This is a genomic window from Streptomyces sp. NBC_00388, from assembly GCF_036061255.1.
Lineage (GTDB): Bacteria > Actinomycetota > Actinomycetes > Streptomycetales > Streptomycetaceae > Streptomyces.
Genome location: NZ_CP107948.1, coordinates 1,246,152 through 1,270,456, shown reverse-complemented (window position 1 = coordinate 1,270,456; position 24,305 = coordinate 1,246,152). Strand labels below are relative to the sequence as shown.

The following is a 24,305-nucleotide window of genomic DNA, read 5'->3' as shown; positions in this document are numbered from 1 at the left end:
CGGACGAGACGTTTCTTCTGTTGAACGATCCGCGGGGCTCAGCCCTCGTCGTGCGCGACGGCACGACGCGCGTCCGCGTCCAGTACGCCCCAGCTGATCAGCTGTTCGGTGAGCACCGAGGGGGACTGGTCGTAGATGACGGCGAGTGTGCGCAGGTCGTCCTGGCGGATCGACAGCACCTTGCCGTTGTAGTCGCCGCGCTGGCTCTGGATCGTGGCGGCGTAACGCTGGAGCGGCCCGGCCTTCTCCGGCGGGACGTGGGCGAGACGCTCCAGGTCCAGGACGAGCTTCGGCGGCGGCTCGGCGGCTCCGCCCGGTGTCGTACCCGGGAGCAGTTCCTGCACCGGAACCCCGTAGAAGTCCGCCAGTTCGGCGAGGCGCTGGACGGTTACGGCGCGGTCGCCACGCTCGTACGAACCGACCACCACGGCCTTCCACCGGCCCTGGGACTTCTCTTCGACACCGTGGAGGGAAAGGCCCTGCTGGGTGCGGATGGCACGGAGCTTGGCCCCGAGCTGTTTTGCGTATTCGCTGGACATATGGCTCCCCGGACGCTGAGATGACCTGCGGCTCCGCCGCGCGGCTGGTAACTCACTGTGAGGTTACGCAGCGTTACTTGGATGCGTCAAGCCGAATGGTCCGGACCGCCCCGGACCAGGGCGGGAGCGCCCAGGCGGCCCCTGGTACGGTGGGTTCTGTAATTTCGACGTCCTTTAAGGTCCGTCCCGTGAGGCGGAGAAGGAGGTCCGTTTCATTATGGACACCAGCAGTGCAAGCTCAGACGGTTCCGGCGCGAGCGGCGGTACCGGTGGTTCCGGCGCGCGCCCCGTTCTTGAGGCCCCGGACATCGCACGGGTTCTGACCCGTATCGCTCACGAGATCGTCGAACGGGCCAAGGGCGCCGAAGACGTCGTGCTCCTCGGTATCCCGACCCGCGGTGTGTTCCTGGCCCGCAGGCTCGCGGCCAAGCTGGAGGAGATCACCGGCCGTACGATCCCGGTCGGCTCCCTGGACATCACCATGTACCGCGACGACCTGCGCATGCGGCCCGCCCGTGCGCTGGCCCGCACGGACATCCCCGCCGACGGTGTCGACGGACGCCTGGTGGTTCTCGTCGACGACGTGCTCTTCTCCGGCCGCACGATCCGCGCCGCGCTGGACGCCCTGGGCGACATCGGCCGTCCGCGCGCCGTGCAGCTCGCGGTCCTCGTCGACCGCGGCCACCGCGAACTGCCGATCCGTGCCGACTACGTCGGCAAGAACCTCCCCACGTCGCTGCGGGAGACGGTCAGGGTCCAGCTCGCCGAGGAGGACGGCCGTGACACGGTCCTGCTCGGCAGCGAGCGGACCGCCCCGGCCGGCGGCCGCTAGCCCACTCCTGCGTACGGCCCGTGACCCGGGCCGCAGAGCTGTGCCCGAATCCGCCGCGCCCTCCGCGACGCCCCGCGATCCCCCGCGAACATGGAGAACTCCCAGATGAAGCGCCACCTCATCTCGGCCGCCGATCTCACCCGCGACGACGCCGTCCTGATCCTCGACACCGCCGAGGAGATGGCCCGGGTCGCCGACCGGCCGGTCAAGAAGCTTCCGACCCTGCGCGGCCGTACCGTCGTCAACCTCTTCTTCGAGGACTCGACCCGGACCCGAATCTCCTTCGAGGCCGCCGCCAAGCGCCTCTCCGCCGACGTCATCAACTTCTCCGCGAAGGGCTCGTCGGTCTCCAAGGGCGAGTCACTCAAGGACACCGCGCTGACGCTGGAGGCGATGGGCGCCGACGCCGTCGTCATCCGGCACGGCTCCTCCGGGGCTCCCTACCGGCTCGCCACGTCGGGCTGGATCGACGGCGCGGTCGTCAACGCCGGCGACGGCACGCACGAGCACCCCACCCAGGCGCTCCTCGACGCGTTCACCATGCGCCGCAGGCTGGTCGGGGCCGACACCGGCATCGGGCGCGACCTCGAAGGCCGCCGCATCACGATCGTGGGTGACGTACTGCACAGCAGGGTCGCCCGGTCGAACGTGCTTCTGCTGCACACCCTCGGAGCCCGGGTGACGCTGGTCGCGCCGCCCACCCTGGTGCCCATCGGCGTCGAGCACTGGCCCTGCGAGGTCTCGTACGACCTCGACCGGGTGCTGCCCGCCTCCGACGCCGTCATGATGCTCCGTGTGCAGCGTGAGCGCATGAACGCGGCCTTCTTCCCCACCGAGCGCGAGTACTCGCGCCGCTACGGCCTGGACGGCGACCGCATGGCGCGGATGCCGGGCGACGCCATCGTGATGCACCCCGGGCCGATGAACCGCGGGATGGAGATCACCGCGGATGTCGCCGACTCGGACCGCTGCACCGCCGTGGAGCAGGTCGCCAACGGCGTCTCGATCCGGATGGCCGTCCTCTATCTGCTGCTGGGCGGCTCCGAGCCCGCCCTGACTTCCCGTACCGAGGAGAGCAAGTAACCATGAGCAAGACCCTGATCCGTGGTGCGAAGGTGCTCGGCGGCGAGCCGCAGGACGTGCTGATCGACGGCGAGACCGTCGCGGCGGTGGGCCCCGGCCTGTCCGCCGATGGCGCCGAGGTCATCGAGGCGGGGGGCCGGATCCTGCTGCCCGGCCTCGTCGACCTGCACACCCACCTGCGCGAGCCGGGCCGTGAGGACTCCGAGACGGTGCTCACCGGTACCAAGGCCGCCGCCGTCGGCGGGTTCACCGCCGTCCACGCGATGGCGAACACCTTCCCCGTCGCGGACACCGCGGGGGTGGTGGAGCAGGTCTGGCGCCTGGGCAAGGAGTCCGGCTACTGCGACGTGCAGCCCATCGGCGCCGTCACCGTCGGCCTCGCCGGCAAGCAGCTCGCCGAGCTCGGCGCGATGCACGACTCGGCGGCGGGTGTGCGGGTCTTCTCCGACGACGGCAAGTGCGTGGACGACGCGGTGATCATGCGCCGCGCCCTGGAGTACGTGAAGGCTTTCGACGGTGTCGTCGCCCAGCACGCCCAGGAGCCCCGGCTCACCGAGGGCGCCCAGATGAACGAGGGCGTCGTCTCCTCGGAACTGGGGCTCGGCGGCTGGCCCGCCGTCGCCGAGGAATCGATCATCGCCCGCGATGTGCTGCTCGCCGCCCACGTCGGCTCCCGGGTGCACATCTGCCACCTGTCGACGGCCGGTTCGGTGGAGATCGTCCGCTGGGCCAAGTCCAAGGGCTGGAACGTCACCGCCGAGGTCACCCCGCACCACCTCCTCCTCACCGACGAGCTGGTCCGTACGTACAACCCGGTCTACAAGGTCAATCCGCCACTGCGCACCGAGGCCGATGTGATGGCCCTGCGCGAGGCACTCGCGGACGGCACGATCGACTGCGTCGCCACCGACCACGCCCCGCACCCGCACGAGGACAAGGACTGCGAGTGGGCCGCCGCTGCCATGGGCATGGTGGGCCTGGAGACCGCGCTCTCCGTCGTCCAGCAGACGATGGTCGACACCGGGCTCGTCGACTGGGAGACCGTCGCCGACCGGATGTCCTTCCGCCCCGCGGCCATCGGCCGCCTCGCGGGCCACGGCCGCCCGATCGCCGCGGGTGAGCCCGCGAACCTCACCCTGGTCGACGCGGCTTACCGTGGTGAGGTGGACCCCGCGGGCTTCGCGTCCCGCAGCCGCAACACCCCGTACGAGGGCCGTGAGCTGCCGGGACGCGTCACCCACACCTTCCTGCGGGGCAGGGCAACGGTCGTGGACGGGAAGCTGGCGTGACACCTCTCATCAATCTTCACCTCGCAGCGGAGCAGAAGTCGGCGGACGTCACCGACTGGTCGGGCCGCATCGGCTGGATCGTCGGCCTGCTGCTCCTCGTCGTGCTCGTCTACTGGCTGATGCGCGAGGGCTGGAAGTGGCGGGGCACGCTCCAGGGCGACCTGCCCGAGCTGCCCACCGCGCCGGACGCCCCCGGTACGGCCAGACTGGAGATGAGCGGCCGCTACCACGGCTCGACCACGGCCGGGCAGTGGCTCGACCGGATCGTCGCCCACGGCCTGGGCACCCGCAGCAAGGCCGAGGTGACGCTCACGGACGCGGGAGTGGACGTCGTACGCCCCGGAGCGAGCGACTTCTTCATCCCGGCGGCCCAGCTCCGCGAGGCCCGGCTCGACAAGGGCATCGCGGGCAAGGTCCTCACCGAGGGCGGCATGCTCATCCTGACCTGGCAGCACGGCGACAAGCTGATCGACTCCGGCTTCCGCTCCGGCCGGGCGGCTGAGCACGCCTCCTGGGTCGAGGCAGTGAACGCCCTGAGCCACCCGGCCGGCAGTCCCGCCGGGACCACCACCGCGAGCAGCACCGCCGCGGACCGCACCACGCACCACCCGATCACGACGGAAGGCACCGCACGATGACGATCTCCAGCCCGGGGAACGCCTCGGAGAGGAAAGCGGCGTCCCCCGCCGTACTCGTCCTGGAGGACGGCCGGTGTTTCCGCGGCCAGTCCTACGGGGCCACGGGGGAGACCTTCGGTGAAGCGGTGTTCAACACCGGGATGACCGGTTACCAGGAGACCCTCACCGACCCCTCGTACCACCGCCAGGTCGTCGTGATGACGGCCCCGCATGTGGGAAACACCGGCGTCAACGACGAGGACGACGAGTCCGGGAAGATCTGGGTCGCCGGTTACGTCGTGCGCGACCCGGCCCGCACCCCGTCGAACTGGCGCTCGCGCCGCTCCCTCGACGACGAACTCGTCTCGCAGGGCGTCGTCGGCATCAGCGGCATCGACACCCGCGCCCTCACCCGCCATCTGCGTGAGCGCGGCGCGATGCGCGTCGGGATCTTCTCCGGCAACGCCATCGCCGACGACGGCACGCTGCTCGCCAAGGTCCGGCAGGCCCCGGAGATGAACGGCGCCGACCTCTCGTCCGAGGTCGCCACCGCCGAGGCGTACGTGGTCCCGGCGATCGGCGAGAAGAAGTTCACCGTCGCCGCCATCGACCTCGGGATCAAGGGCATGACCCCGCACCGGATGGCCGAGCGCGGCATCGAGGTGCACGTCCTGCCCGCCACCGCCACCGCCGACGAGGTGTACGCGGTCGCCCCCGACGGCGTGTTCCTCTCCAACGGCCCCGGCGACCCGGCCACCGCCGACCTGACGGTCATCAAGGCCGTCCTGGAGCGGAAGACCCCGCTCTTCGGCATCTGCTTCGGCAACCAGCTGCTCGGCCGCGCCCTGGGCTTCGGCACCTACAAGCTCAAGTACGGCCACCGCGGGATCAACCAGCCCGTGCAGGACCGTACGACGGGCAAGGTCGAGGTCACCGCGCACAACCACGGCTTCGCCGTCGACGCGCCGCTCGACCAGGTCTCCGACACCCCCTACGGCCGCGCCGAGGTCTCCCACGTCTGCCTCAACGACAACGTGGTCGAGGGACTCCAGCTGCTCGACCAGCCGGCCTTCAGCGTCCAGTACCACCCCGAAGCAGCCGCGGGCCCGCACGACGCCGCGTACCTCTTCGACCGCTTCACGTCTTTGATGAACACAGCCCTGATGGAGGCCCAGCGTGCCTAAGCGCTCCGATATCCAGTCCGTCCTGGTCATCGGTTCCGGGCCGATCGTCATCGGCCAGGCCGCCGAGTTCGACTACTCGGGTACCCAGGCATGCCGGGTGCTCAAGGCCGAGGGCCTGCGGGTCATCCTGGTCAACTCCAACCCGGCCACGATCATGACCGACCCGGAGATCGCCGACGCCACCTACGTCGAGCCGATCACCCCGGAGTTCGTCGAGAAGATCATCGCGAAGGAGCGCCCGGACGCCCTGCTGCCGACCCTCGGCGGGCAGACGGCGCTCAACACCGCCATTTCGATGCACGAGGGCGGTGTCCTGGAGAAGTACGGCGTCGAGCTGATCGGCGCCAACGTCGAGGCGATCAACAAGGGCGAGGACCGCGAACTCTTCAAGGGCGTCGTCGAGGCCGTCAAGGCCAGGATCGGTTACGGCGAATCCGCCCGCTCGGTCATCTGCCACACGATGGACGACATCATCGCCGGCGTGGACACCCTGGGCGGCTACCCGGTCGTCGTGCGCCCCTCCTTCACCATGGGCGGCGCCGGCTCCGGCTTCGCGCACAACGAGGAGGAGCTGCGCCGGATCGCCGGACAGGGCCTCATGCTCTCGCCGACCACCGAGGTGCTCCTTGAGGAGTCCATCCTCGGCTGGAAGGAGTACGAGCTGGAGCTGATGCGCGACAAGCACGACAACGTCGTGGTCGTCTGCTCCATCGAGAACTTCGACCCGATGGGCGTGCACACCGGTGACTCGATCACCGTCGCCCCCTCGATGACCCTGACCGACCGCGAGTACCAGCGGCTGCGCGACATCGGCATCGCGATCATCCGCGAGGTGGGCGTCGACACCGGCGGCTGCAACATCCAGTTCGCCGTCAACCCCGACGACGGCCGGATCATCGTCATCGAGATGAACCCGCGGGTCTCGCGCTCGTCCGCGCTGGCATCCAAGGCGACCGGATTCCCGATCGCGAAGATCGCGGCCCGGCTCGCTGTCGGCTATACGCTGGACGAGATCCCCAACGACATCACGGAGAAGACCCCGGCTTCCTTCGAGCCGACACTCGACTACGTCGTCGTGAAGGTGCCGCGATTCGCCTTCGAGAAGTTCCCGGCCGCCGACGCCACCCTCACCACCACCATGAAGTCGGTGGGCGAGGCCATGGCGATCGGCCGTAACTTCTCCGAGGCGCTCAACAAGGCGCTCCGCTCGCTGGAGAAGAAGGGCTCGCAGTTCACCTTCACCGGCGAGCCCGGTGACAAGGCGGCCCTCCTGGAGACCGCCAAGGTCCCCACCGACGGCCGGATCAACACCGTCATGCAGGCCATGCGGGCCGGCGCGACCCCGCAGGAGGTCTTCGACGCGACGAAGATCGACCCGTGGTTCGTCGACCAGCTGTTCCTGATCCTGGAGCACGCCGACGAGCTCGCCGCCGCCGAGAAGCTGGACCCCCAGCTGTTCGCCGCCGCCAAGCGCCACGGCTTCTCCGACGCCCAGATCGCCGAGATCCGCGGTCTGCGCGAGGACGTCGTCCGCGAGGTGCGGCACGCGCTGGGCGTACGCCCGGTCTACAAGACGGTCGACACCTGCGCCGCCGAGTTCGCCGCGAGGACGCCGTACTTCTACTCCTCGTACGACGAGGAGAGCGAGGTCGCGCCCCGCGAGAAGCCCGCGGTGATCATCCTGGGCTCCGGCCCGAACCGGATCGGCCAGGGCATCGAGTTCGACTACTCCTGCGTCCACGCCTCGTTCGCGCTCAGCGACGCGGGCTACGAGACCGTGATGGTGAACTGCAACCCCGAGACCGTCTCCACCGACTACGACACCTCCGACCGGCTCTACTTCGAGCCGCTCACCCTGGAGGACGTCCTGGAGATCGTGCACGCCGAGACGCTGGCGGGGCCGGTCGCGGGTGTGATCGTCCAGCTCGGCGGCCAGACCCCGCTCGGCCTGGCACAGGCGCTGAAGGACAATGGCGTACCGGTCGTCGGCACACCCCCGGAGGCGATCCACGCCGCCGAGGACCGCGGCGCGTTCGGCCGGGTGCTCGCCGAGGCCGGGCTGCCCGCCCCCAAGCACGGCACCGCCACCACCTTCGACGAGGCCAAGGCCATCGCCGACGAGATCGGCTACCCGGTCCTGGTCCGCCCCTCGTACGTGCTCGGCGGGCGCGGCATGGAGATCGTCTACGACGAGAGCCGCCTCTCCTCGTACATCGCGGAGTCCACCGAGATCAGCCCCACCCGCCCGGTGCTGGTCGACCGCTTCCTCGACGACGCGATCGAGATCGACGTCGACGCGCTCTACGACGGCACCGAGCTCTACCTCGGCGGCGTCATGGAGCACATCGAGGAGGCCGGGATCCACTCGGGCGACTCCGCCTGCGCGCTGCCCCCGATCACCCTCGGCGGCTTCGACATCAAGCGGCTGCGCATCTCCACCGAGGCCATCGCCAGGGGCGTCGGCGTCCGCGGGCTGATCAACATCCAGTTCGCGCTGGCCGGCGACATCCTCTACGTCCTGGAGGCCAACCCGCGCGCCTCCCGTACGGTCCCCTTCACCTCGAAGGCCACCGCGGTCCCGCTGGCCAAGGCCGCGGCCCGTATCTCACTCGGTGCGACCGTCGCCGAGCTGCGCGCCGAGGGCATGCTCCCGGCGACCGGCGACGGCGGCACCCTGCCGCAGGACGCGCCGATCTCCGTCAAGGAGGCCGTGATGCCGTGGTCGCGCTTCCGCGACATGCACGGACGCGGCGTCGACACCGTCCTCGGCCCGGAGATGCGCTCCACCGGCGAGGTCATGGGCATCGACTCGGTCTTCGGCACCGCGTACGCCAAGTCGCAGGCCGGGGCGTACGGCCCGCTGCCCACCAAGGGCCGCGCGTTCATCTCGGTCGCCAACCGGGACAAGCGCTCGATGATCTTCCCGGCCCGCGAGCTCGTCGCGCACGGCTTCGAACTGCTCGCCACCTCCGGCACCGCCGAGGTCCTGCGCCGCAACGGCATCAACGCCACCGTGGTCCGCAAGCTCAGCGAGGGCGAGGGCCCCGGCGGGGAGCGGACCATCGTCCAGCTCATCCACGACGGCGAGGTCGACCTCATCATCAACACCCCGTACGGCACGGGCGGCCGGCTCGACGGCTACGAGATCCGCACGGCGGCCGTGGCACGCTCGGTGCCCTGCCTCACCACGGTCCAGGCGCTCGCCGCGGCCGTCCAGGGCATCGACGCGCTCAACGGCGGCGACGTCGGTGTCCGTTCCCTCCAGGAACACGCACGTCATCTGACCGCCGCACGCGAGGTCTAGCAGCCCACGAGGGGGACACCGGAAACGGTGTCCCCCTCTTCACGGGACCCCGTCCATGAGTTCCCGCCCGGGGGCTCGTCATGAGGAAAGCCGGATGTACAAACTCTTCTTCGACCTGGTCTTCAAGCGGATGGACCCCGAGCGCGCCCACCACCTGGCCTTCGGCTGGATCCGCGCCGCGGCGCGGACCCCGGTCCTCCGTACCTTCGCGGCGGCGGCACTCGCCCCCCGTCACAAGGAGCTGCGTACGGAGGCCTTCGGCCTGCGCATGCACGGCCCCTTCGGCCTCGCCGCCGGTTTCGACAAGAACGCCGTCGCCATCGACGGCATGACCATGCTGGGCTTCGACCACGTCGAGATCGGCACGGTCACCGCGCAGCCGCAGCCCGGCAACCCCAGGAAGCGGCTCTTCCGCCTGGTGGCGGACCGCGCGCTCATCAACCGCATGGGCTTCAACAACGAGGGCTCCGCGGCCGTGGCGGCCCGTCTGGCGGCCCGCAACCCGGTCTTCAGGACCACCGTCGGCGTCAACATCGGCAAGACCAAGGCCGTCCCCGAGGCCGAGGCCGTCGGCGACTACGTCACATCGACCGAACGGCTGGCCCGCCACGCCGACTACCTGGTCGTCAACGTGTCGTCGCCGAACACCCCAGGCCTGCGGAACCTCCAGGCCACCGAGGCGCTGCGCCCGCTGCTGACCGCGGTCCGCGAGGCGGCCGACCGCACCGTCACCGCCCGGCGGGTCCCGCTCCTGGTGAAGATCGCCCCGGACCTCGCCGACGAGGACGTGGACGCCGTCGCCGACCTCGCGGTCGAGCTGGGCCTGGACGGCATCATCGCCACCAACACCACCATCGCCCGCGACGGCCTCGGCCTGCGGTCCGCCCCCGCGCTCACCGCGGAGACCGGCGGACTCTCCGGAGCCCCCCTCAAGGAGCGCTCCCTGGAGGTCCTGCGCCGCCTGTACGCCCGCGTGGGCGACGATCTCACCCTGATCGGGGTCGGCGGCATCGAGACCGCCGAGGACGCCTGGCAGCGGATCCTGGCGGGTGCCACGCTGGTCCAGGGCTACAGCGCCTTCATCTACGAGGGCCCCTGCTGGGCCCGTGCGGTCCACAAGGGCCTCGCGGCCCGGCTGCGCAACAGCCCGTACGCGACCCTCGCCGAGGCAGTCGGCGCGGACACCAGGAAGACGGTGACCCGATGACACCCCGGCAGCCACTCGAACCGTTCGGCACCCGGCTGCGCCGGTCGATGGACACCCGCGGGCCGCTCTGCGTCGGCATCGACCCGCACGCCTCCCTGCTGACCGCGTGGGGGCTCGGCGACGACATCGCCGGTCTTGAGCGCTTCACCCGTACCGTCGTGGAGGCGCTGGCGGACCGGGTCGCCGTGCTCAAACCGCAGTCCGCGTTCTTCGAGCGGTTCGGCTCGCGTGGCATCGCCGTCCTGGAGAAGGCGGTCGCGGAGGCCCGTGCGGCCGGCGCCCTGGTCCTGATGGACGCCAAGCGGGGCGACATCGGCTCGACCATGGGCGCGTACGCCGCGACCTACCTGGACCCGGAATCGCCCCTCTTCTCGGACGCGGTGACCCTCTCGCCGTACCTCGGTTTCGGCTCGCTCCGCCCGGCCCTGGACGCGGCCGTGCTGAGCGGCGCGGGCGTCTTCGTCCTCGCGCTGACCTCCAACCCCGAGGGCGCCGAGGTCCAGCGGGCCACGGCGCCCGACGGCCGGCCGCTGGCCCGGCTGATGCTCGACCACATGGCGGCCGAGAACGAGGGCGCGGAACCGCTCGGCTCGGTGGGCGCAGTCGTCGGCGCCACACTCGGTGACCCGGGGGTGCGCCTGGACATCAACGGCCCGCTGCTCGCACCCGGCATCGGAGCCCAGGGCGCGACCCCCGCGGATCTGTCCAGGGTGTTCGGTTCGGCGGTCGGCAACGTGGTCCCGAGCGTCAGCAGGGGAGTCCTGCGCCATGGGCCCGGCATCGCGGCCCTGCGTGATTCGGCCGCGCGCTTCGCCGGCGAAGTCCGGACGGCGGTCGCCGGGTAGGACGTGTTCTGCCGATCGGCGAGGTCGGGGGCCGGGGAGAGCCGGAAACCCGGGGGTCGACGATCAGATTCGGCCACTTCGCTGTCGGTGGGCCGAAAACCGGGGTGTTATGCCCTATATATCCCCTCCGGCCAAGGCTGACCAGGACTTTTCGTCTGTTCTCGCTGACTGGAGCGGCCTTGGCCGCTAGTCTCCGTCGAGAGCCGACGCGCAATTCTGTTGCTCGTCGCTTCGCAGGTGTGGGGCGATCAGGTTCCTCACCGGTCCGTATCCGACAGTTCGACATCCGAGGTGACGTAGGCGTGGCTCTTCCGCCCCTTACCCCTGAACAGCGCGCAGCCGCGCTCGAAAAGGCCGCCGCGGCTCGCCGGGAGCGGGCCGAGGTCAAGAATCGACTCAAGCACTCCGGCGCCTCCCTCCACGAGGTCATCAAGCAGGGCCAGGAGAACGGCGTCATCGGGAAGATGAAGGTCTCCGCCCTCCTGGAGTCCCTGCCCGGCGTGGGCAAGGTCCGCGCCAAGCAGATCATGGAGCGGCTCGGCATCTCCGAGAGCCGCCGAGTGCGCGGTCTCGGCTCCAATCAGATCGCCTCTTTGGAGCGCGAGTTCGGCGGCGGCGCTGCCTGACGTCCCGGGCACCCCCGGGAAGCTGGAATAATCGCCGCATGGCTGCAACACCCCGGGGGACGACCCCCGTACCCCCGGACCCCCATCCGCGGTTGACCGTGCTCTCCGGCCCCTCCGGGGTCGGCAAGAGCACGGTCGTCGCTCATATGCGCAAGGTTCATCCCGAGGTCTGGCTCTCGGTGTCGGCGACGACCCGCAAGCCGCGCCCCGGCGAGCGCCACGGCGTCCACTACTTCTTCGTGGACGACGAGGAGTTCGACAAGCTCGTCGCCAACGGCGAGCTGCTCGAGTGGGCCGAGTTCGCCGGCAACCGCTACGGCACCCCGCGCCGGGCCGTCCTGGACCGCCTGGAGGCGGGGGAGCCGGTGCTCCTGGAGATCGATCTCCAGGGCGCCCGGCTCGTTCGCCAGTCGATGCCGGAGGCCCAGCTGGTCTTCCTCGCGCCGCCCGGCTGGGACGAGCTGGTCCGCAGGCTCACCGGCCGCGGGACCGAACCGCCCGACGTCATCGAGCGCAGGCTGGCGGCCGCGAAGATCGAACTGGCCGCGGAGTCGGAGTTCGATACGACTCTTGTCAATACCTCCGTCCAGGACGTGGCCCGCGAGCTGCTAGCCTTGGTCAAGGTTCTTTGATTTTCACTCCATCGGAAGGCAGAGAGTGTCCTCTTCCATCACCACGCCCGAGGGCATCATCAACCCGCCGATTGATGAGCTGCTCGAGGCAACCGACTCCAAGTACAGCCTGGTCATCTACGCCGCCAAGCGCGCGCGTCAGATCAACGCTTACTACTCGCAGCTCGGCGAAGGCCTGCTGGAGTACGTCGGTCCGCTGGTGGACACTCACGTCCACGAGAAGCCCCTCTCGATCGCGCTCCGCGAGATCAACGCGGGTCTGCTGACCTCCGAGGCCATCGAAGGCCCCGCGCAGTAACGCAGACAGTGAGTTCTTTCACTCCGGGCCCGGCAGCACCGCTGCCGGGCCCGGAGTGTTTCCCGGGGCCCCCGGGGGCGTCGTCCCGCCGGTGATGCAGCATGGGGGTGTACGAATCCGAATGCGGAGCGGAAGCCGGGGAGACGTGGACGTGGCGGAGAAGCCGAAGGTCGTTCTGGGGGTCAGCGGAGGCATCGCCGCGTACAAGGCGTGCGAGGTGCTCCGCCGGCTGACCGAGTCCGGCCACGACGTACGCGTCGTGCCGACCGAATCCGCCCTCCACTTCGTGGGCGCGGCGACCTGGTCCGCGCTCTCCGGCCACCCGGTGCCGACCGACGTCTGGTCCGATGTCCACGAGGTCCCGCACGTGCGGATCGGCCAGGGCGCCGACCTGGTCCTGGTCGCCCCCGCCACCGCCGACCTGCTCGCCAAGGCGGCCCACGGGCTCGCCGGCGACCTGCTCACCAACACACTCCTCACCGCCAGGTGCCCGGTGGTCTTCGCTCCCGCGATGCACACCGAGATGTGGGAGCACCCGGCCACCCAGGAGAACGTGGCGACGCTGCGCCGCCGCGGCGCCGTCGTGATCGAGCCCGCCGTCGGGCGCCTCACCGGGGTGGACACCGGCAAGGGCAGGCTGCCCGACCCCGGCGAGATCTTCGAGGCCTGCCGCCGGGTCCTCGCCCGCGGGGCCGCGGAGCCGGATCTCGCGGGCCGCCATGTGGTCGTCAGCGCGGGCGGCACCCGGGAACCGCTCGACCCGGTCCGCTACCTGGGCAACCGCTCGTCGGGCAAGCAGGGGTACGCACTCGCCCGTACGGCCGTCGCGCGCGGCGCCCGGGTGACGCTGATCGAGGCGAACACCGGCCTGCCCGCACCCGCCGGGGCCGATGTGGTGCACGTGGGCACGGCGGTGCAGCTGCGGGAGGCGGTCCTGAAGGCAGCGGCCGACGCCGATGCGGTCGTCATGGCAGCCGCGGTGGCCGACTTCCGGCCCGCGGCGTACGCGGCGGGCAAGATCAAGAAGCGGGACGGGCAGGAGCCCGCGCCGATCGCACTGGTCCGTAACCCGGACATCCTGGCCGAGATCTCCGCGGAGCGCGCCACGCCCGGACAGGTCGTTGTCGGATTCGCGGCCGAGACGGACGACGTGCTCTCCAACGGGCGGCACAAACTGCGCCGCAAGGGCTGCGATCTCCTGGTCGTCAACGAAGTCGGGGAGCACAAGACCTTCGGCTCCGAGGAGAACGAAGCGGTCGTCCTCGCGGCCGGTGGCGGTGAGACCGCCGTGCCGTACGGTTCCAAGGAAGCTCTTGCCGATACCGTCTGGGATCTGGTGCTACCGCGTTTCGGATGAAAATCTGGTGACGACCGCCGGCCCGGAGGAAGGGCTGGAAGCCCGGTTCCACCCCTTCGCCGCGGCCCGAAAGCCGTACCGCCGGCGCAGTGCCTCAGATCACATGACTCCCACGGAGCGAGACACGTGCCCCGTTGACCGGAGCCGACCGATAAACTGGTCCCGGAATGAGCCGGGCGCAGCCCCCGGCCACTCCACCCATGATCAGCCAGCAGCCGCTGCAACCCCAGGGAGCGTTGTGTCCCGTCGTCTGTTCACCTCGGAATCAGTCACCGAGGGCCACCCCGACAAGATCGCTGACCAGATCAGCGACACGATTCTCGACGCGCTTCTGCGTGAGGACCCCGCCTCCCGTGTCGCCGTGGAGACCCTGATCACCACGGGCCAGGTGCACGTGGCCGGTGAGGTCACCACCAAGGCGTACGCGCCGATCGCGCAGCTCGTGCGCGAAAAGATCCTCGACATCGGCTACGACTCCTCGAAGAAGGGCTTCGACGGCGCCTCCTGCGGCGTCTCGGTGTCCATCGGCGCGCAGTCCCCGGACATCGCCCAGGGTGTCGACACCGCGTACGAGAAGCGGGTGGCCGCAGCGGGGGGCACCGAGGACGACGACCTCGACAAGCAGGGCGCCGGCGACCAGGGCCTGATGTTCGGCTACGCCTGCGACGAGACGCCCGAGCTGATGCCGCTGCCCATCCACCTCGCGCACCGGCTCTCGCGCCGTCTGTCCGAGGTCCGCAAGAACGGCACGATCCCGTACCTGCGCCCGGACGGCAAGACCCAGGTCACCATCGAGTACGACGGTGACAAGGCGCTCCGCCTGGACACGGTCGTGGTCTCCTCGCAGCACGCGAGCGACATCGACCTGGACTCGCTGCTCGCCCCCGACATCCGCGAGTTCGTCGTCGAGCACGTGCTGAAGCAGCTGATCGACGACGGCATCAAGCTGGACACCGAGGGCTACCGGCTGCTGGTCAACCCCACCGGGCGGTTCGAGATCGGCGGCCCGATGGGTGACGCCGGCCTCACCGGCCGGAAGATCATCATCGACACGTACGGCGGCATGGCCCGCCACGGCGGCGGCGCCTTCTCCGGCAAGGACCCGTCGAAGGTGGACCGGTCCGCGGCGTACGCGATGCGCTGGGTCGCCAAGAACGTGGTGGCCGCGGGCCTCGCCACCCGCTGCGAGGTCCAGGTCGCGTACGCGATCGGCAAGGCCGAGCCGGTGGGCCTGTTCGTGGAGACCTTCGGCACCGCCGTCACCGACGTCGAGAAGATCGAGCACGCCATCACGGACGTCTTCGACCTCCGCCCGGCCGCGATCATCCGCGACCTGAACCTGCTGCGCCCGATCTACGCGCAGACCGCTGCGTACGGACACTTCGGCCGCGAGCTCCCGGACTTCACCTGGGAGCGCACGGACCGCGTGGACGCGCTGCGGAAGGCCGCGGGCCTGTAGGGGCGCTCGTCTCCGGAAGAACACGACTGCCCGGCACCTCTTCGGAGGTGCCGGGCAGTCGTGTTCTGTGTGCTGGGGGTCTGCAACCGGCCGGATCGGAGTCGGAATCAGCAGGAGACGGACTCCGCGGGCGGGGGAGGGACGGCGGGGCCTGCTCCGTTGACGTGGGGCGGGCCCCGGGGTCAGCGGATGAGGGTGAACCTGAGTGGTGTGCCGGGGGGTGCCTGGGCCGCTGCTGCCAGGGCGTCTTCCGGGACGACGCCGATCACCGGGTAGCCGCCCGTCGTCGGGTGGTCGTTGAGGAAGACCACAGGGCGGCCGTCCGGCGGGACCTGGACCGAGCCCAGGACGACGCCCTCGCTGGGGAGCTCACCGTGCAGTGCGCGCTCCAGGGTGGGGCCCTCGGTGCGCAGGCCGATGCGGTTGCTCTGCGGCGACACCCGGTAGCCGGCCGTGGCCAGCGTGCGCAGGGCGGCCGGTGTGAACCAGTCGTCGCGCGGCCCGGGCCGCAGCGGCAGGACCAGGGAGCCGGGGACGCCGGGCCATGGGGCGGTGTCCGCGCCGGGAACCGCTGCCCGGGTCCGCGGGGTGCCGAGCGGGAGGGTGTCCCCGTCCCGGAGGGGGGCCGGGCCGAGACCCGAGAGCAGGTCGGTGGAGCGGCTGCCCAGGACGGGGTCGGGGCACAGGCCGCCCGCGAAGGCCAGATAGCTGCGGACCCCGTGCTGCGCCGGATGTGCTTCGAGCACCGCGGAAGCGGGGACCAGGACGGGCGCCCCCCAGGGCGCGGGCCTGCCGTCGACCGTGACCCGGCAGGGCGCGCCGCCGACGACCGCCGTCACGGTCCGGGTGGGGCGGACCGCGCAGCCGGTGAGGGTGGTCTCCAGCACGGCGGCGTCCGCCGGGTTGCCGGCCAGCCGGTTGGCGAGCCGTCCGGCCGGGGCGTCCAGGGCCCCCGCGCGGCCCACGCCGAGATGGGCGTAACCCGTACGGCCGCCGTCCTGCACCGTGGTCAGCGCGCCCGCGCGGACCACCTGGAGTGTGGCTGTCACCGGCCGGTCCCCTCCGTCTGTGTTCCGGCGGCGCGGTGGCGCTCCGGGTTCTCCGTGAAGCGGACCCGGGTGCCTGGTGTCAGGAGTGCGGCGGGATCGCGGTCCGGGTCCCAGAGGCGGCCGGGATCGGGGGTCCGGCCGATGAGCTGCCAGCCGCCCGGCGACGCGCGCGGGTACACGCCGGTGTACGGGCCGGCGAGCGCCAGGGCTCCGGCGGGGACCCGGGTGCGGGGAGTGGCGCGGCGGGGCACCTGGAAGCGTTCGGGGAGGCCGGTCAGATAGCCGAAGCCGGGGGCGAATCCCGAGAAGGCGACCCGGAATTCGGTGCCGCTGTGGATCCGGGCCACCTCGCCGGGTGTGACGCCCCACGCCCCGGCCACCTCGGCGAGGTCGGGACCGTCGTACACCACGGGTACCTCGACGGCGGGCCCGGCGTCGAGGGGCAGCGGGGGGATCCGCCAGGTGACGAGCGACCGGGCCAGACGGGCCGGGGCGCCGGACGAGCCGTCCGAGACGCCGTCGAGCAGGACGGTCCGGGCGCCGGGCACGATCTCCCGTACGGCGGGGAGCCTGCCGAGGGCGCGCCGGTGCAGCAGTTCGGCGTGGAACGCCTCCGCGGCCGCCCCGGTGGGGAGTTCCACGAGCAGACCGTGCCGGCCCGCAGGCAGCACCCGAATGCTGTCGTCGCCGAGGGCGGCGGGCGTCCCGGGCCCTGCTGTCCCGGCCCTCGCTGTCCCGGTCGTGGCATCCGTGCCGGTAGGCGCCCCAGTACCGGTCTCAGTGTCGGCCACAGCCACACTCCCGCCCTCTGTCCTGTCGGTCCCTTCGTCCTCGGGGGCCGGGCGCCACGGCCCCTGCCGGCGTCCTCCCGCGGGCGGTGGCCCTCGCCCTGGTCGCTCCGCTGCCCGTCGCCGCAGCCCTGGCCGCCCCGGTCATGCGAAGGCCCTGACCCTGACGCCGGCCTCTTCCAGCGCCACCCGGATCCGGCGGGCCACGCCGGCCGCGCCCGGGGTGTCGCCGTGGACGCAGAGCGAGCGGGCGGCCACCGGCACCCGGCTCCCGTCCCGGGCCGTGACCGTACGGTCGACGGCCATCCCCACGGCCCGGCGTACGACAGCCGCTGCGTCCTCGATCACCGCCCCCGGTTCACGCCGCGGCACCAGTGTGCCGTGCGGGGTGTACGCGCGGTCGGCGAACGCCTCGTCGACGACGGGCAGCCCCGCCGCCCGGGCAGCCGCGAGCAGCCGTGAGCCCGGCAGGCCGAGGACCGCGAGGCCGCCGCCGGCGAGCCGGATCCCCTCGACGACCGCGGTCGCCTGCTCCTCGTCGTGGACGGTGCGGTTGTAGAGGGCGCCGTGCGGTTTGACGTACGAGACACCTGGCCCGGCAGCCTCCGCGAAGACCCGCAGTGCGCCGATCTGGAAGGCGGTCTCGGCGGCCAGTTCGTCCGGTGGCACGTCCATGGAGCGGCGGCCGAAACCGGCGAGGTCCCGGTAGGAGACGTGGGCGCCGATACGCACCCCGCGGGCGGCGGCCGCTTCGCACACGCGACGCATCACGGAGGGGTCGCCCGCGTGGAAGCCGCAGGCGACGTTGGCGCTGGTCACAGAGGAGAGCAGAGCGTCGTCATCGGTGAGCTGCCACCGGCCGAAGCCCTCACCGAGGTCCGCGTTGAGATCCATCACGCGCGTACGCTAGCCAATTGTTCAACAATCTGACAAGGGCTGGTGCGGCCGCAGACCGTGCGGCGGCCCCGGGGCGGCTTGGGCGCGGGGGCGCCGCTGCTGTTGACTTGGCGACGCCGCCGGCGCGGGCGGAGCGGCGGACGACGCACGGACAGGGGACGACACATGACGGGGACAGCGGACCGGACTTCTCCGGACCTCTCGGAGCTGGTGGCGGGCGGGCTCGCTCCGCCGGGCACGGGCGCGGGTACCGCGGAAAGGGTCGCCGCGATCCTCCGGGAGCGGATCACCGAGGGGTACTTCCCGCCCGGCAGCCGTCTGTCCGAGGAGAGCCTCAGCGCCGCGCTGGCGGTGTCCCGCAACACGCTGCGGGAAGCGTTCAGGCTGCTCACCCATGAGCGGCTGCTGGAGCACCGGCTCAACAGGGGCGTCTTCGTCCGTGTCCTGGCCGTCGATGACCTCGTCGACATCTACCAGGTCAGGCTGCTGGTGGAGTGTGCCGCGCTGCGGGCCCTGGGGGACCCTCCGTACGCGCTGGACGATGTGGAGGCCGCGGTCGCCACCGGTGAGCGGGCCGCGGCCGTGGACGAGTGGGCCGCCTGCTCGACCGCCAACATCCGGTTCCACCAGGCACTGGCGGCGCTCGCCGGCAGTCCGCGGGTGGACGAACTGATGCGCAACGTGCTGGCCGAACTGCGTCTCGCCTTCCATGTGATGGCAGACCCGAGACGCTTCCACGAGCCCTACCTCACCCGGAACAGGCAGCTCGCGGACCGGCTGGCGGCAGGCGACGCGGCGGGCGCCGAACGGATGCTGGGCTTCTACCTGGAGGATTCCCGCCGTCAGCTCGCCGAGGCCTACGCGATGCGCCTCGCCGCGGAGTGACCGGGCAGACCCGGCGGAGTGGCCGCGGAGTGACCGGGCAGGCCAGGCGGGCTGTACAGCGGGGTGATGTGCGGGGGAGGGCGGCGCGGTCGCGCCGGCCGGTCGTGGCCGCCGCAGGCCGCTTCCCGCTCGGCGCCGGATACCTCTTGTGTGTTTGTTGAACAATCGCCTAAGGTCTCGCGCAGCATCCCGTCCGACCGGGGCCTCCTGGCCCAAGCGCGGAAGAAGGCCGACGCGTGATCGTTCTCCTCGGCGTGCTCGTGGTGATCCTCGGATTCGCCACGCGCCGCAACCCCCTCCTCGTGGTGGGCGCCGCCGGCATCGTGACCGGACTGCTCGGCAAGATGTCGCCGCAGGAACTCCTGGCCGCGTTCGGCAGCAGTTTCGCCTCGTCCCGTTCCGTGACCGTCTTCGTCATCACCCTCCCGGTCATCGGCCTTCTGGAGCGCTACGGCCTGCAGGAGCAGGCCCGCAACCTCATCGGGAGACTCGGTGCGCTGACCACCGGCCGATTCCTCGCTCTCTACCTGCTCATCCGCCAGCTCACCGCCTCCGTGGGGCTGACCAGCATCGGCGGACCGGCGCAGAGTGTCCGCCCGCTGATCGCCCCGATGGCCGAGGCCGCCGCCGAGAGCAGGGCGGGCGGGCCGCTGCCGAAGCGGCTGCGCGAGAAGATCCGTTCGCACGCCTCGGGCGCCGACACCATCGGCATGTTCTTCGGCGAGGACTGCTTCATAGCCATCGGTTCGATCCTGCTGATCACCGGCTTCGTCAACTCGACGTACAACCAGCACCTGGAACCGCTGAGCCTCGCCCTCTGGGCGATCCCGTCCGCGATCTGCGCCTTCCTCATCCACGGTGCGCGGCTGCTGCACCTGGACCGCGTGCTGGAGCGCGAACTGGCCGTCGTGGCCGCCGAGAATGCACTCACCGCCCATGCCGCCCGCCGCCCCGAGGACCTCACGTGATCAAGTCCGAGTACTTCTTCTGGCTGGTCGGCGCGGTCTTCCTGGTGATGGCGGCGCAGATGGCCGGCGACCGGACCAACCCCAAGCGGACCGGTTCGGCGTCCTTCTGGGGCCTGCTGGGCGCGTCCTTCCTCTACTCGACCGGTGTGGTCGACAAATCGCTTCCCGCCGAACCCCTCGGCGCCGCCGTCCTGGTGCTGATCGTTCTCGGCGGGTTCGGCCTCACCGGCAAGGGCGCCCCGCACACCCCGCCCCGCGAGGAGCGCGCCGCATCGGCCGCCCGCCTCGGCAACAAGCTGTTCCTCCCCGCCCTCACCATCCCCGTCGTCGCGATGCTCTGCGCGACACTTCTGAAGAAGGTGAGGATCGGCGGGGAGCCGGTCCTGGAGCCGGGATACGAGACGATCCTGGGTCTCGGCATCGGGGCGATCGCGGCCCTGGTGGTCGGCATGACAGTCCTGCGTGAGCGCCGCGTCACGGTGCCGCTGCACGCCGGGCGCAACATGCTCGAATCCATGGGGTGGGCGCTGGTGCTGCCCCAGCTGCTCGCGGTGCTCGGGTCCATCTTCCAGACCGCGGGCGTCGGCGACCAGGTGGGGAGGATCACCGAGGCGATCCTCCCGGACGGCCAGCGGTTCATCGCGGTGCTCGTCTACTGCTGCGGGATGGTGCTGTTCACGATCGTGATGGGCAACGCCTTCGCCGCCTTCCCCGTCATGACGGCGGCGGTCGGCTGGCCCGTGCTCATCCAGCAGATGCACGGCAGCATCCCGGCGATCCTCGCCATCGGGATGCTGTGCGGCTTCTGCGGCACCCTCGTGACACCCATGGCCGCCAACTTCAACCTGGTCCCGGCCGCGCTGCTGGAACTGGACGACCAGTACGGCCCCATCAAGGCCCAGCTGCCCACGGCGGCAGCCCTGCTGGTCTGCAACATAGCCGTCCTGGCGCTGTTCGCCTTCTGACCGGCCGCGCCGCCGCACTGCCCCGGTCCCCGGTCCCGCGCCACCCCGGATCCCGTCGCCCGCCCCGTACCGCCGATGCCGCCCCGAAGCCGTCCGTCCAGCTCAGTACCGCCCCGCTCAAGGAGTACCGCCATGCCCCCCACCCCGCCGGCCCCCGCCTCCGCGTTTCCCCGTGAGTACGCGCGTCCGTTCGCGGAACTGGCGCTCCACAACGTGGTCCGCGAGTACCCCAATGCCCCGGCCCACCTGTACGCCGGGCCCGAGGAGATCGTCACACCGCGCGAGCTGCACCCCGCGTTCTACGGGTCGTACGACTGGCACTCGACCGTGCACATGCACTGGCTGCTCGTACGGCTGCTGCGCCGGTTCGGCCCGGCCGCGCCGGACGGGGGACCGGGTGGCGGGGCCGCGCTGCCCGCGAGCACGGCGATCCGGATCACCGAGGTCCTCGACACCCATCTGACTCCCGGCAACATCGCCGTCGAGGCGGCCTATCTGCGCCGCCGGCCGTCGTTCGAGCGCCCGTACGGCTGGGCGTGGCTGGTCGCGCTCGCCGCCGAGTGCCGGGCGCTCGGCGGGGCGGCCGGCGAGCGCTGGGCGGACGCGCTCGCGCCCGCGGTCGACGCCGTGGGCGATCTCCTCCTGTCCTGGCTGGCCAAGGCGACGTACCCGGTCCGGCACGGAGTCCACAACAACAGCGCGTTCGGGCTCGGCCTCGTCCTGGACGCGGGCGAACGCGCCGGTCTGGCCCGCCCGGTGCTGGACGCGGCGGCCGGCCGGCTGACCGGCTGGTTCGCGGGGGATCACGACGCGCCGCTCCACTGGGAGCCCTCAGGACAGGACTTCCTCTCGCCGGCGCTGACCGAGGCACACGCGATGCTGCGGGTCCTGCCTGCCGCCGACTTCCCCCGCTGGCTCGCCGGTTTCGTCCCTGCGCTCAGCGCCGGGCACCCGTGCTCCCTGCTCACCCCGCCGGTGGTCTCCGACCACTCCGACCCGCAGATCGGACATCTGCTCGGCCTGGCCCTGAGCCGCGCCGCCGGGCTGCGTGCCCTCGCGGCCGCACTGCCCGCCGGCCCGGCGCGCGAGGCCGTGGAGGAGTCGGTCGCGGCCCACCTGGCCGTGGGGCTCCCGGCGGTCTCCTCGGGCGACTTCAACTCCGACCACTGGCTCGCGACGTTCGCCGCCCTGGCCCTGGACACGGCGCCCGGACACTGACCGGGCCTCCCGTGCGCGTGGGCGCGGGCGGAGTGCCCCGCGGCCCTTCGCCCGGCAGGCCCGATGTCAGTGGGGTCTGGTAGGAATTTGGCTGTGAGCAGTGACGACGAGCAGCCAGGGAGCCCCGACGACGGGGCCCCCGAGCAGCTTGCCCTCATCAGGGAGACCGTGCGCCGCACCAAGGTGCCCCGGGCCAAGCCCCGTACCTGGCGCGGCGCCGCCCTCGCCGGTGAGCTGCCGGTGGCGCGGGTCGTGGTGAACAAAGGCGTGCTCCATCTCGACCAGTTCTTCGACTACGCCGTACCGGAAGAGCTCGACGAGGCGGCCCAGCCGGGCGTCCGGGTCCGGGTCCGGTTCGGCGCCGGCAACCGGAACGTTCGGGACGGCCGCCGCGAGGGCGGGGGCCTGATCGACGGTTTCCTCGTCGAGCGGCGGGCCGATTCCGACTACGCGGGGCCGCTCGCCGCACTGGCCGGGGTGGTGTCCCCCGAGCCCGTGCTCAGCACCGAACTGCTCGGGCTCGCCCGGGCCGTCGCCGACCGTTACGCGGGCAGCCTCGCGGACGTGCTGCAGCTGGCCGTGCCCCCGCGGAACGCACGCGCCGAGGCGAAGCAGTCCCCCGAGCCGCTGGAGCCGCCCCCCGCGCCGGAGCCCGGCACCTGGGCCCGGTACGGACAGGGGCCGGCCTTCCTGCGGTCGCTGGCCACCGGCGGAGCACCGCGTGCCGTATGGACCGCGCTGCCGGGTCCGCACTGGCCGCAGGAGCTGGCACTCGCTGTCGCCGCCGCACTCTCCTCGGGGCGCGGTGCGCTCGTCGTGGTGCCCGACGGGCGGTCGGCGGCCCGGGTCGACGCGGCGCTTCTCGCGGCCCTCGGACCAGGACACCACGCGCTGCTCACCGCCGACGCGGGCCCCGAGAAGCGCTACCGGCAGTGGCTCGCGGTGCGGCGCGGAGCCGTGCGGGCCGTGGTCGGCACCCGGGCCGCCATGTTCGCTCCCGTACGGAACCTCGGCCTGGCCGTCATCTGGGAGGACGGGGACGCCAGCCACAGCGAGCCGCACGCACCGCTGCCGCACGCCCGCGAGGTGCTGCTGCTGCGCGCGGCGCACGACAAGTGCGCCTTCCTGCTGGGCAGTACGAGCTGCACGGTGGAGGCCGCGCAGCTCGTCGAGAGCGGCTGGGCGGCCCCGCTCGTGGCCGACCGGGAGCAGGTCCGGGCCGCGGCGCCCCTGGTGAGGACTGTCGGCGACCTCGATCTCGCGCGGGACGAAGGAGCGAGGGCGGCCAGGCTGCCGAGCCTCGCCTGGCAGGCCGTGCGGGACGGGCTGAAGAGCGGCCCGGTCCTGGTTCAGGTGCCGCGGCGGGGGTACGTACCCCGGCTCTCCTGCGAACGCTGCAGGACGCCCGCCCGGTGCGCGCACTGCGCGGGCCCCCTGGAAGCACCGGACGAGCGGGCGCTGTGCTGTGGCTGGTGCGGCCGGGACGCGGCCGGCTGGCACTGCCTGGAGTGCGGCCATGCCCGGCTGCGCGCACAGGTCGTGGGCGCGCGGCGCACAGCCGAGGAGCTGGGCCGTGCCTTTCCCGCCGTGCCCGTGCGGACGTCGGGGCGCGACCATGTGCTGGACACCGTGGACGGGCGGCCCGCCCTGGTGGTGAGTACGCCCGGCGCCGAACCGGTCGCCGACGGCGGATACGCCGCGGCGCTGCTGCTGGACGGCTGGGCCATGCTCGGGCGGGCCGACCTGCGTGCGGACGAGGAGGCGCTGCGGCGCTGGATCGACGCGGCCGCGCTGGTGCGGGGCCAGAGCGAGGGCGGCACGGTGGTGATCGTGGCCGAGCCCACGCTCCGCCCCGTCCAGGCGCTGGTCCGCTGGGACCCGGCCGGGCACGCGGTGCGCGAGCTGGCCGACCGGGCCGAGCTCGGCTTCCCGCCGGTCTCGCGGATGGCCGCCGTGTCCGGCCGGGCGCAGACGCTCGAAGAGTTCCTCGCCGCGGTCCGGCTGCCGCATGACGCCGAGGTGCTGGGGCCCGTACCGATCCTCCCGGCGGACCCGAACCGGCCGCGCAGACCGGGCGATCCGCCCCCGGGGGAGAGCTGGGAGCGTGCGCTGGTCCGGGTGCCGCCCGGCAGCGGAGCGGCGCTCGCGTCGGCCCTCAGGACGGCGCAGGCGGCGCGGCTGACGCGGGGCAGCGAACCGGTACGGATCAGGGTCGACCCGCCGGACATCGGCTGACACCGGGAGCCCTGCCGGGGGTGGCCGG

General features: G+C 71.9%; 22 protein-coding genes. 18 read left to right on the top strand and 4 right to left on the bottom strand.

What is annotated here, in order from left to right:
- Positions 1–38: 38 nt before the first annotated feature.
- The gene (gene bldD, locus OG917_RS05755; RefSeq protein WP_014157378.1) at positions 39–539 is read right to left on the bottom strand and encodes a transcriptional regulator BldD; all 501 of its coding nucleotides are present in this window, start codon (positions 537–539) and stop codon (positions 39–41) included.
- A gap of 217 nt (positions 540–756) precedes the next feature.
- On the opposite strand from bldD, the gene pyrR reads away from it, so the two are divergent.
- From pyrR to metK, 13 genes are all read left to right on the top strand, one after another.
- Positions 757–1,371: a bifunctional pyr operon transcriptional regulator/uracil phosphoribosyltransferase PyrR gene (gene pyrR, locus OG917_RS05750; protein ID WP_328316440.1), complete on the top strand. Its 615-nt coding sequence runs from the start codon at positions 757–759 to the stop codon at positions 1,369–1,371.
- Between the two features lie 105 nt (positions 1,372–1,476).
- Positions 1,477–2,454, top strand: coding sequence for an aspartate carbamoyltransferase catalytic subunit (locus OG917_RS05745; RefSeq protein ID WP_328316439.1), 978 nt, complete (start codon positions 1,477–1,479; stop codon positions 2,452–2,454).
- A 2-nt stretch (positions 2,455–2,456) separates the two neighbouring features.
- Entirely contained in the window at positions 2,457–3,743 is a 1,287-nt protein-coding gene (locus OG917_RS05740) for a dihydroorotase (protein ID WP_328316438.1), read from the top strand.
- On the top strand, positions 3,740–4,381 hold the full coding sequence (locus tag OG917_RS05735; RefSeq protein WP_328316437.1) for a PH-like domain-containing protein: 642 nt from the start codon (positions 3,740–3,742) through the stop codon (positions 4,379–4,381). Before OG917_RS05740 ends, OG917_RS05735 begins: the two co-directional genes overlap by 4 nt.
- Positions 4,378–5,544 carry a glutamine-hydrolyzing carbamoyl-phosphate synthase small subunit gene (carA, locus tag OG917_RS05730; RefSeq protein ID WP_328316436.1) on the top strand — a complete coding sequence of 389 codons (1,167 nt, stop codon included), beginning with the start codon at positions 4,378–4,380 and terminating at the stop codon, positions 5,542–5,544. The genes OG917_RS05735 and carA overlap by 4 nt, the downstream gene beginning before the upstream one ends.
- The gene (carB, locus tag OG917_RS05725; RefSeq protein WP_328316435.1) at positions 5,537–8,848 is read left to right on the top strand and encodes a carbamoyl-phosphate synthase large subunit; all 3,312 of its coding nucleotides are present in this window, start codon (positions 5,537–5,539) and stop codon (positions 8,846–8,848) included. The genes carA and carB overlap by 8 nt, the downstream gene beginning before the upstream one ends.
- Positions 8,849–8,942: 94 nt before the next feature.
- A complete protein-coding gene (locus OG917_RS05720; protein ID WP_328316434.1) occupies positions 8,943–10,055 on the top strand; it encodes a quinone-dependent dihydroorotate dehydrogenase in 1,113 nt (370 codons plus the stop codon).
- On the top strand, positions 10,052–10,900 hold the full coding sequence (pyrF, locus tag OG917_RS05715) for an orotidine-5'-phosphate decarboxylase (protein ID WP_328316433.1): 849 nt from the start codon (positions 10,052–10,054) through the stop codon (positions 10,898–10,900). The genes OG917_RS05720 and pyrF overlap by 4 nt, the downstream gene beginning before the upstream one ends.
- Positions 10,901–11,202: 302 nt before the next feature.
- Entirely contained in the window at positions 11,203–11,526 is a 324-nt protein-coding gene (locus tag OG917_RS05710; protein WP_266858973.1) for an integration host factor, read from the top strand.
- A gap of 38 nt (positions 11,527–11,564) precedes the next feature.
- Complete coding sequence (gene gmk / locus OG917_RS05705) at positions 11,565–12,158, top strand: guanylate kinase (protein WP_328316432.1); 594 nt, start codon at positions 11,565–11,567, stop codon at positions 12,156–12,158.
- A 25-nt stretch (positions 12,159–12,183) separates the two neighbouring features.
- Positions 12,184–12,456 carry a DNA-directed RNA polymerase subunit omega gene (gene rpoZ, locus OG917_RS05700; protein ID WP_003970369.1) on the top strand — a complete coding sequence of 91 codons (273 nt, stop codon included), beginning with the start codon at positions 12,184–12,186 and terminating at the stop codon, positions 12,454–12,456.
- A gap of 121 nt (positions 12,457–12,577) precedes the next feature.
- Entirely contained in the window at positions 12,578–13,813 is a 1,236-nt protein-coding gene (coaBC, locus tag OG917_RS05695; RefSeq protein WP_328316431.1) for a bifunctional phosphopantothenoylcysteine decarboxylase/phosphopantothenate--cysteine ligase CoaBC, read from the top strand.
- Between the two features lie 238 nt (positions 13,814–14,051).
- The gene (metK, locus tag OG917_RS05690) at positions 14,052–15,272 is read left to right on the top strand and encodes a methionine adenosyltransferase (RefSeq protein ID WP_328316430.1); all 1,221 of its coding nucleotides are present in this window, start codon (positions 14,052–14,054) and stop codon (positions 15,270–15,272) included.
- Between the two features lie 182 nt (positions 15,273–15,454).
- Here the strand turns inward: metK and OG917_RS05685 are convergent, their stop codons facing one another.
- From OG917_RS05685 to OG917_RS05675, 3 genes are all read right to left on the bottom strand, one after another.
- A complete protein-coding gene (locus OG917_RS05685) occupies positions 15,455–16,321 on the bottom strand; it encodes a biotin-dependent carboxyltransferase family protein (protein ID WP_328316429.1) in 867 nt (288 codons plus the stop codon).
- A complete protein-coding gene (locus OG917_RS05680) occupies positions 16,318–16,992 on the bottom strand; it encodes a 5-oxoprolinase subunit B family protein (RefSeq protein WP_328321680.1) in 675 nt (224 codons plus the stop codon). Before OG917_RS05680 ends, OG917_RS05685 begins: the two co-directional genes overlap by 4 nt.
- A 261-nt stretch (positions 16,993–17,253) precedes the next feature.
- Positions 17,254–18,003 (bottom strand): LamB/YcsF family protein, encoded by a 750-nt coding sequence (locus OG917_RS05675; RefSeq protein ID WP_328321678.1) that lies wholly within the window; start codon positions 18,001–18,003, stop codon positions 17,254–17,256.
- A 168-nt stretch (positions 18,004–18,171) separates the two neighbouring features.
- Between OG917_RS05675 and OG917_RS05670 the strand changes: the two genes are divergently transcribed.
- From OG917_RS05670 to OG917_RS05650, 5 genes are all read left to right on the top strand, one after another.
- Positions 18,172–18,891, top strand: coding sequence for a GntR family transcriptional regulator (locus OG917_RS05670; protein ID WP_328316428.1), 720 nt, complete (start codon positions 18,172–18,174; stop codon positions 18,889–18,891).
- A 236-nt stretch (positions 18,892–19,127) separates the two neighbouring features.
- Positions 19,128–19,859, top strand: coding sequence for a DUF969 domain-containing protein (locus tag OG917_RS05665; RefSeq protein ID WP_328316427.1), 732 nt, complete (start codon positions 19,128–19,130; stop codon positions 19,857–19,859).
- Positions 19,856–20,824: a DUF979 domain-containing protein gene (locus OG917_RS05660; protein WP_328316426.1), complete on the top strand. Its 969-nt coding sequence runs from the start codon at positions 19,856–19,858 to the stop codon at positions 20,822–20,824. The genes OG917_RS05665 and OG917_RS05660 overlap by 4 nt, the downstream gene beginning before the upstream one ends.
- Before the next feature lie 132 nt (positions 20,825–20,956).
- The gene (locus OG917_RS05655) at positions 20,957–22,042 is read left to right on the top strand and encodes a DUF2891 domain-containing protein (RefSeq protein ID WP_328316425.1); all 1,086 of its coding nucleotides are present in this window, start codon (positions 20,957–20,959) and stop codon (positions 22,040–22,042) included.
- 93 nt (positions 22,043–22,135) lie between these two features.
- On the top strand, positions 22,136–24,277 hold the full coding sequence (locus tag OG917_RS05650) for a primosomal protein N' (protein ID WP_328316424.1): 2,142 nt from the start codon (positions 22,136–22,138) through the stop codon (positions 24,275–24,277).
- Positions 24,278–24,305 lie beyond the last annotated feature (28 nt).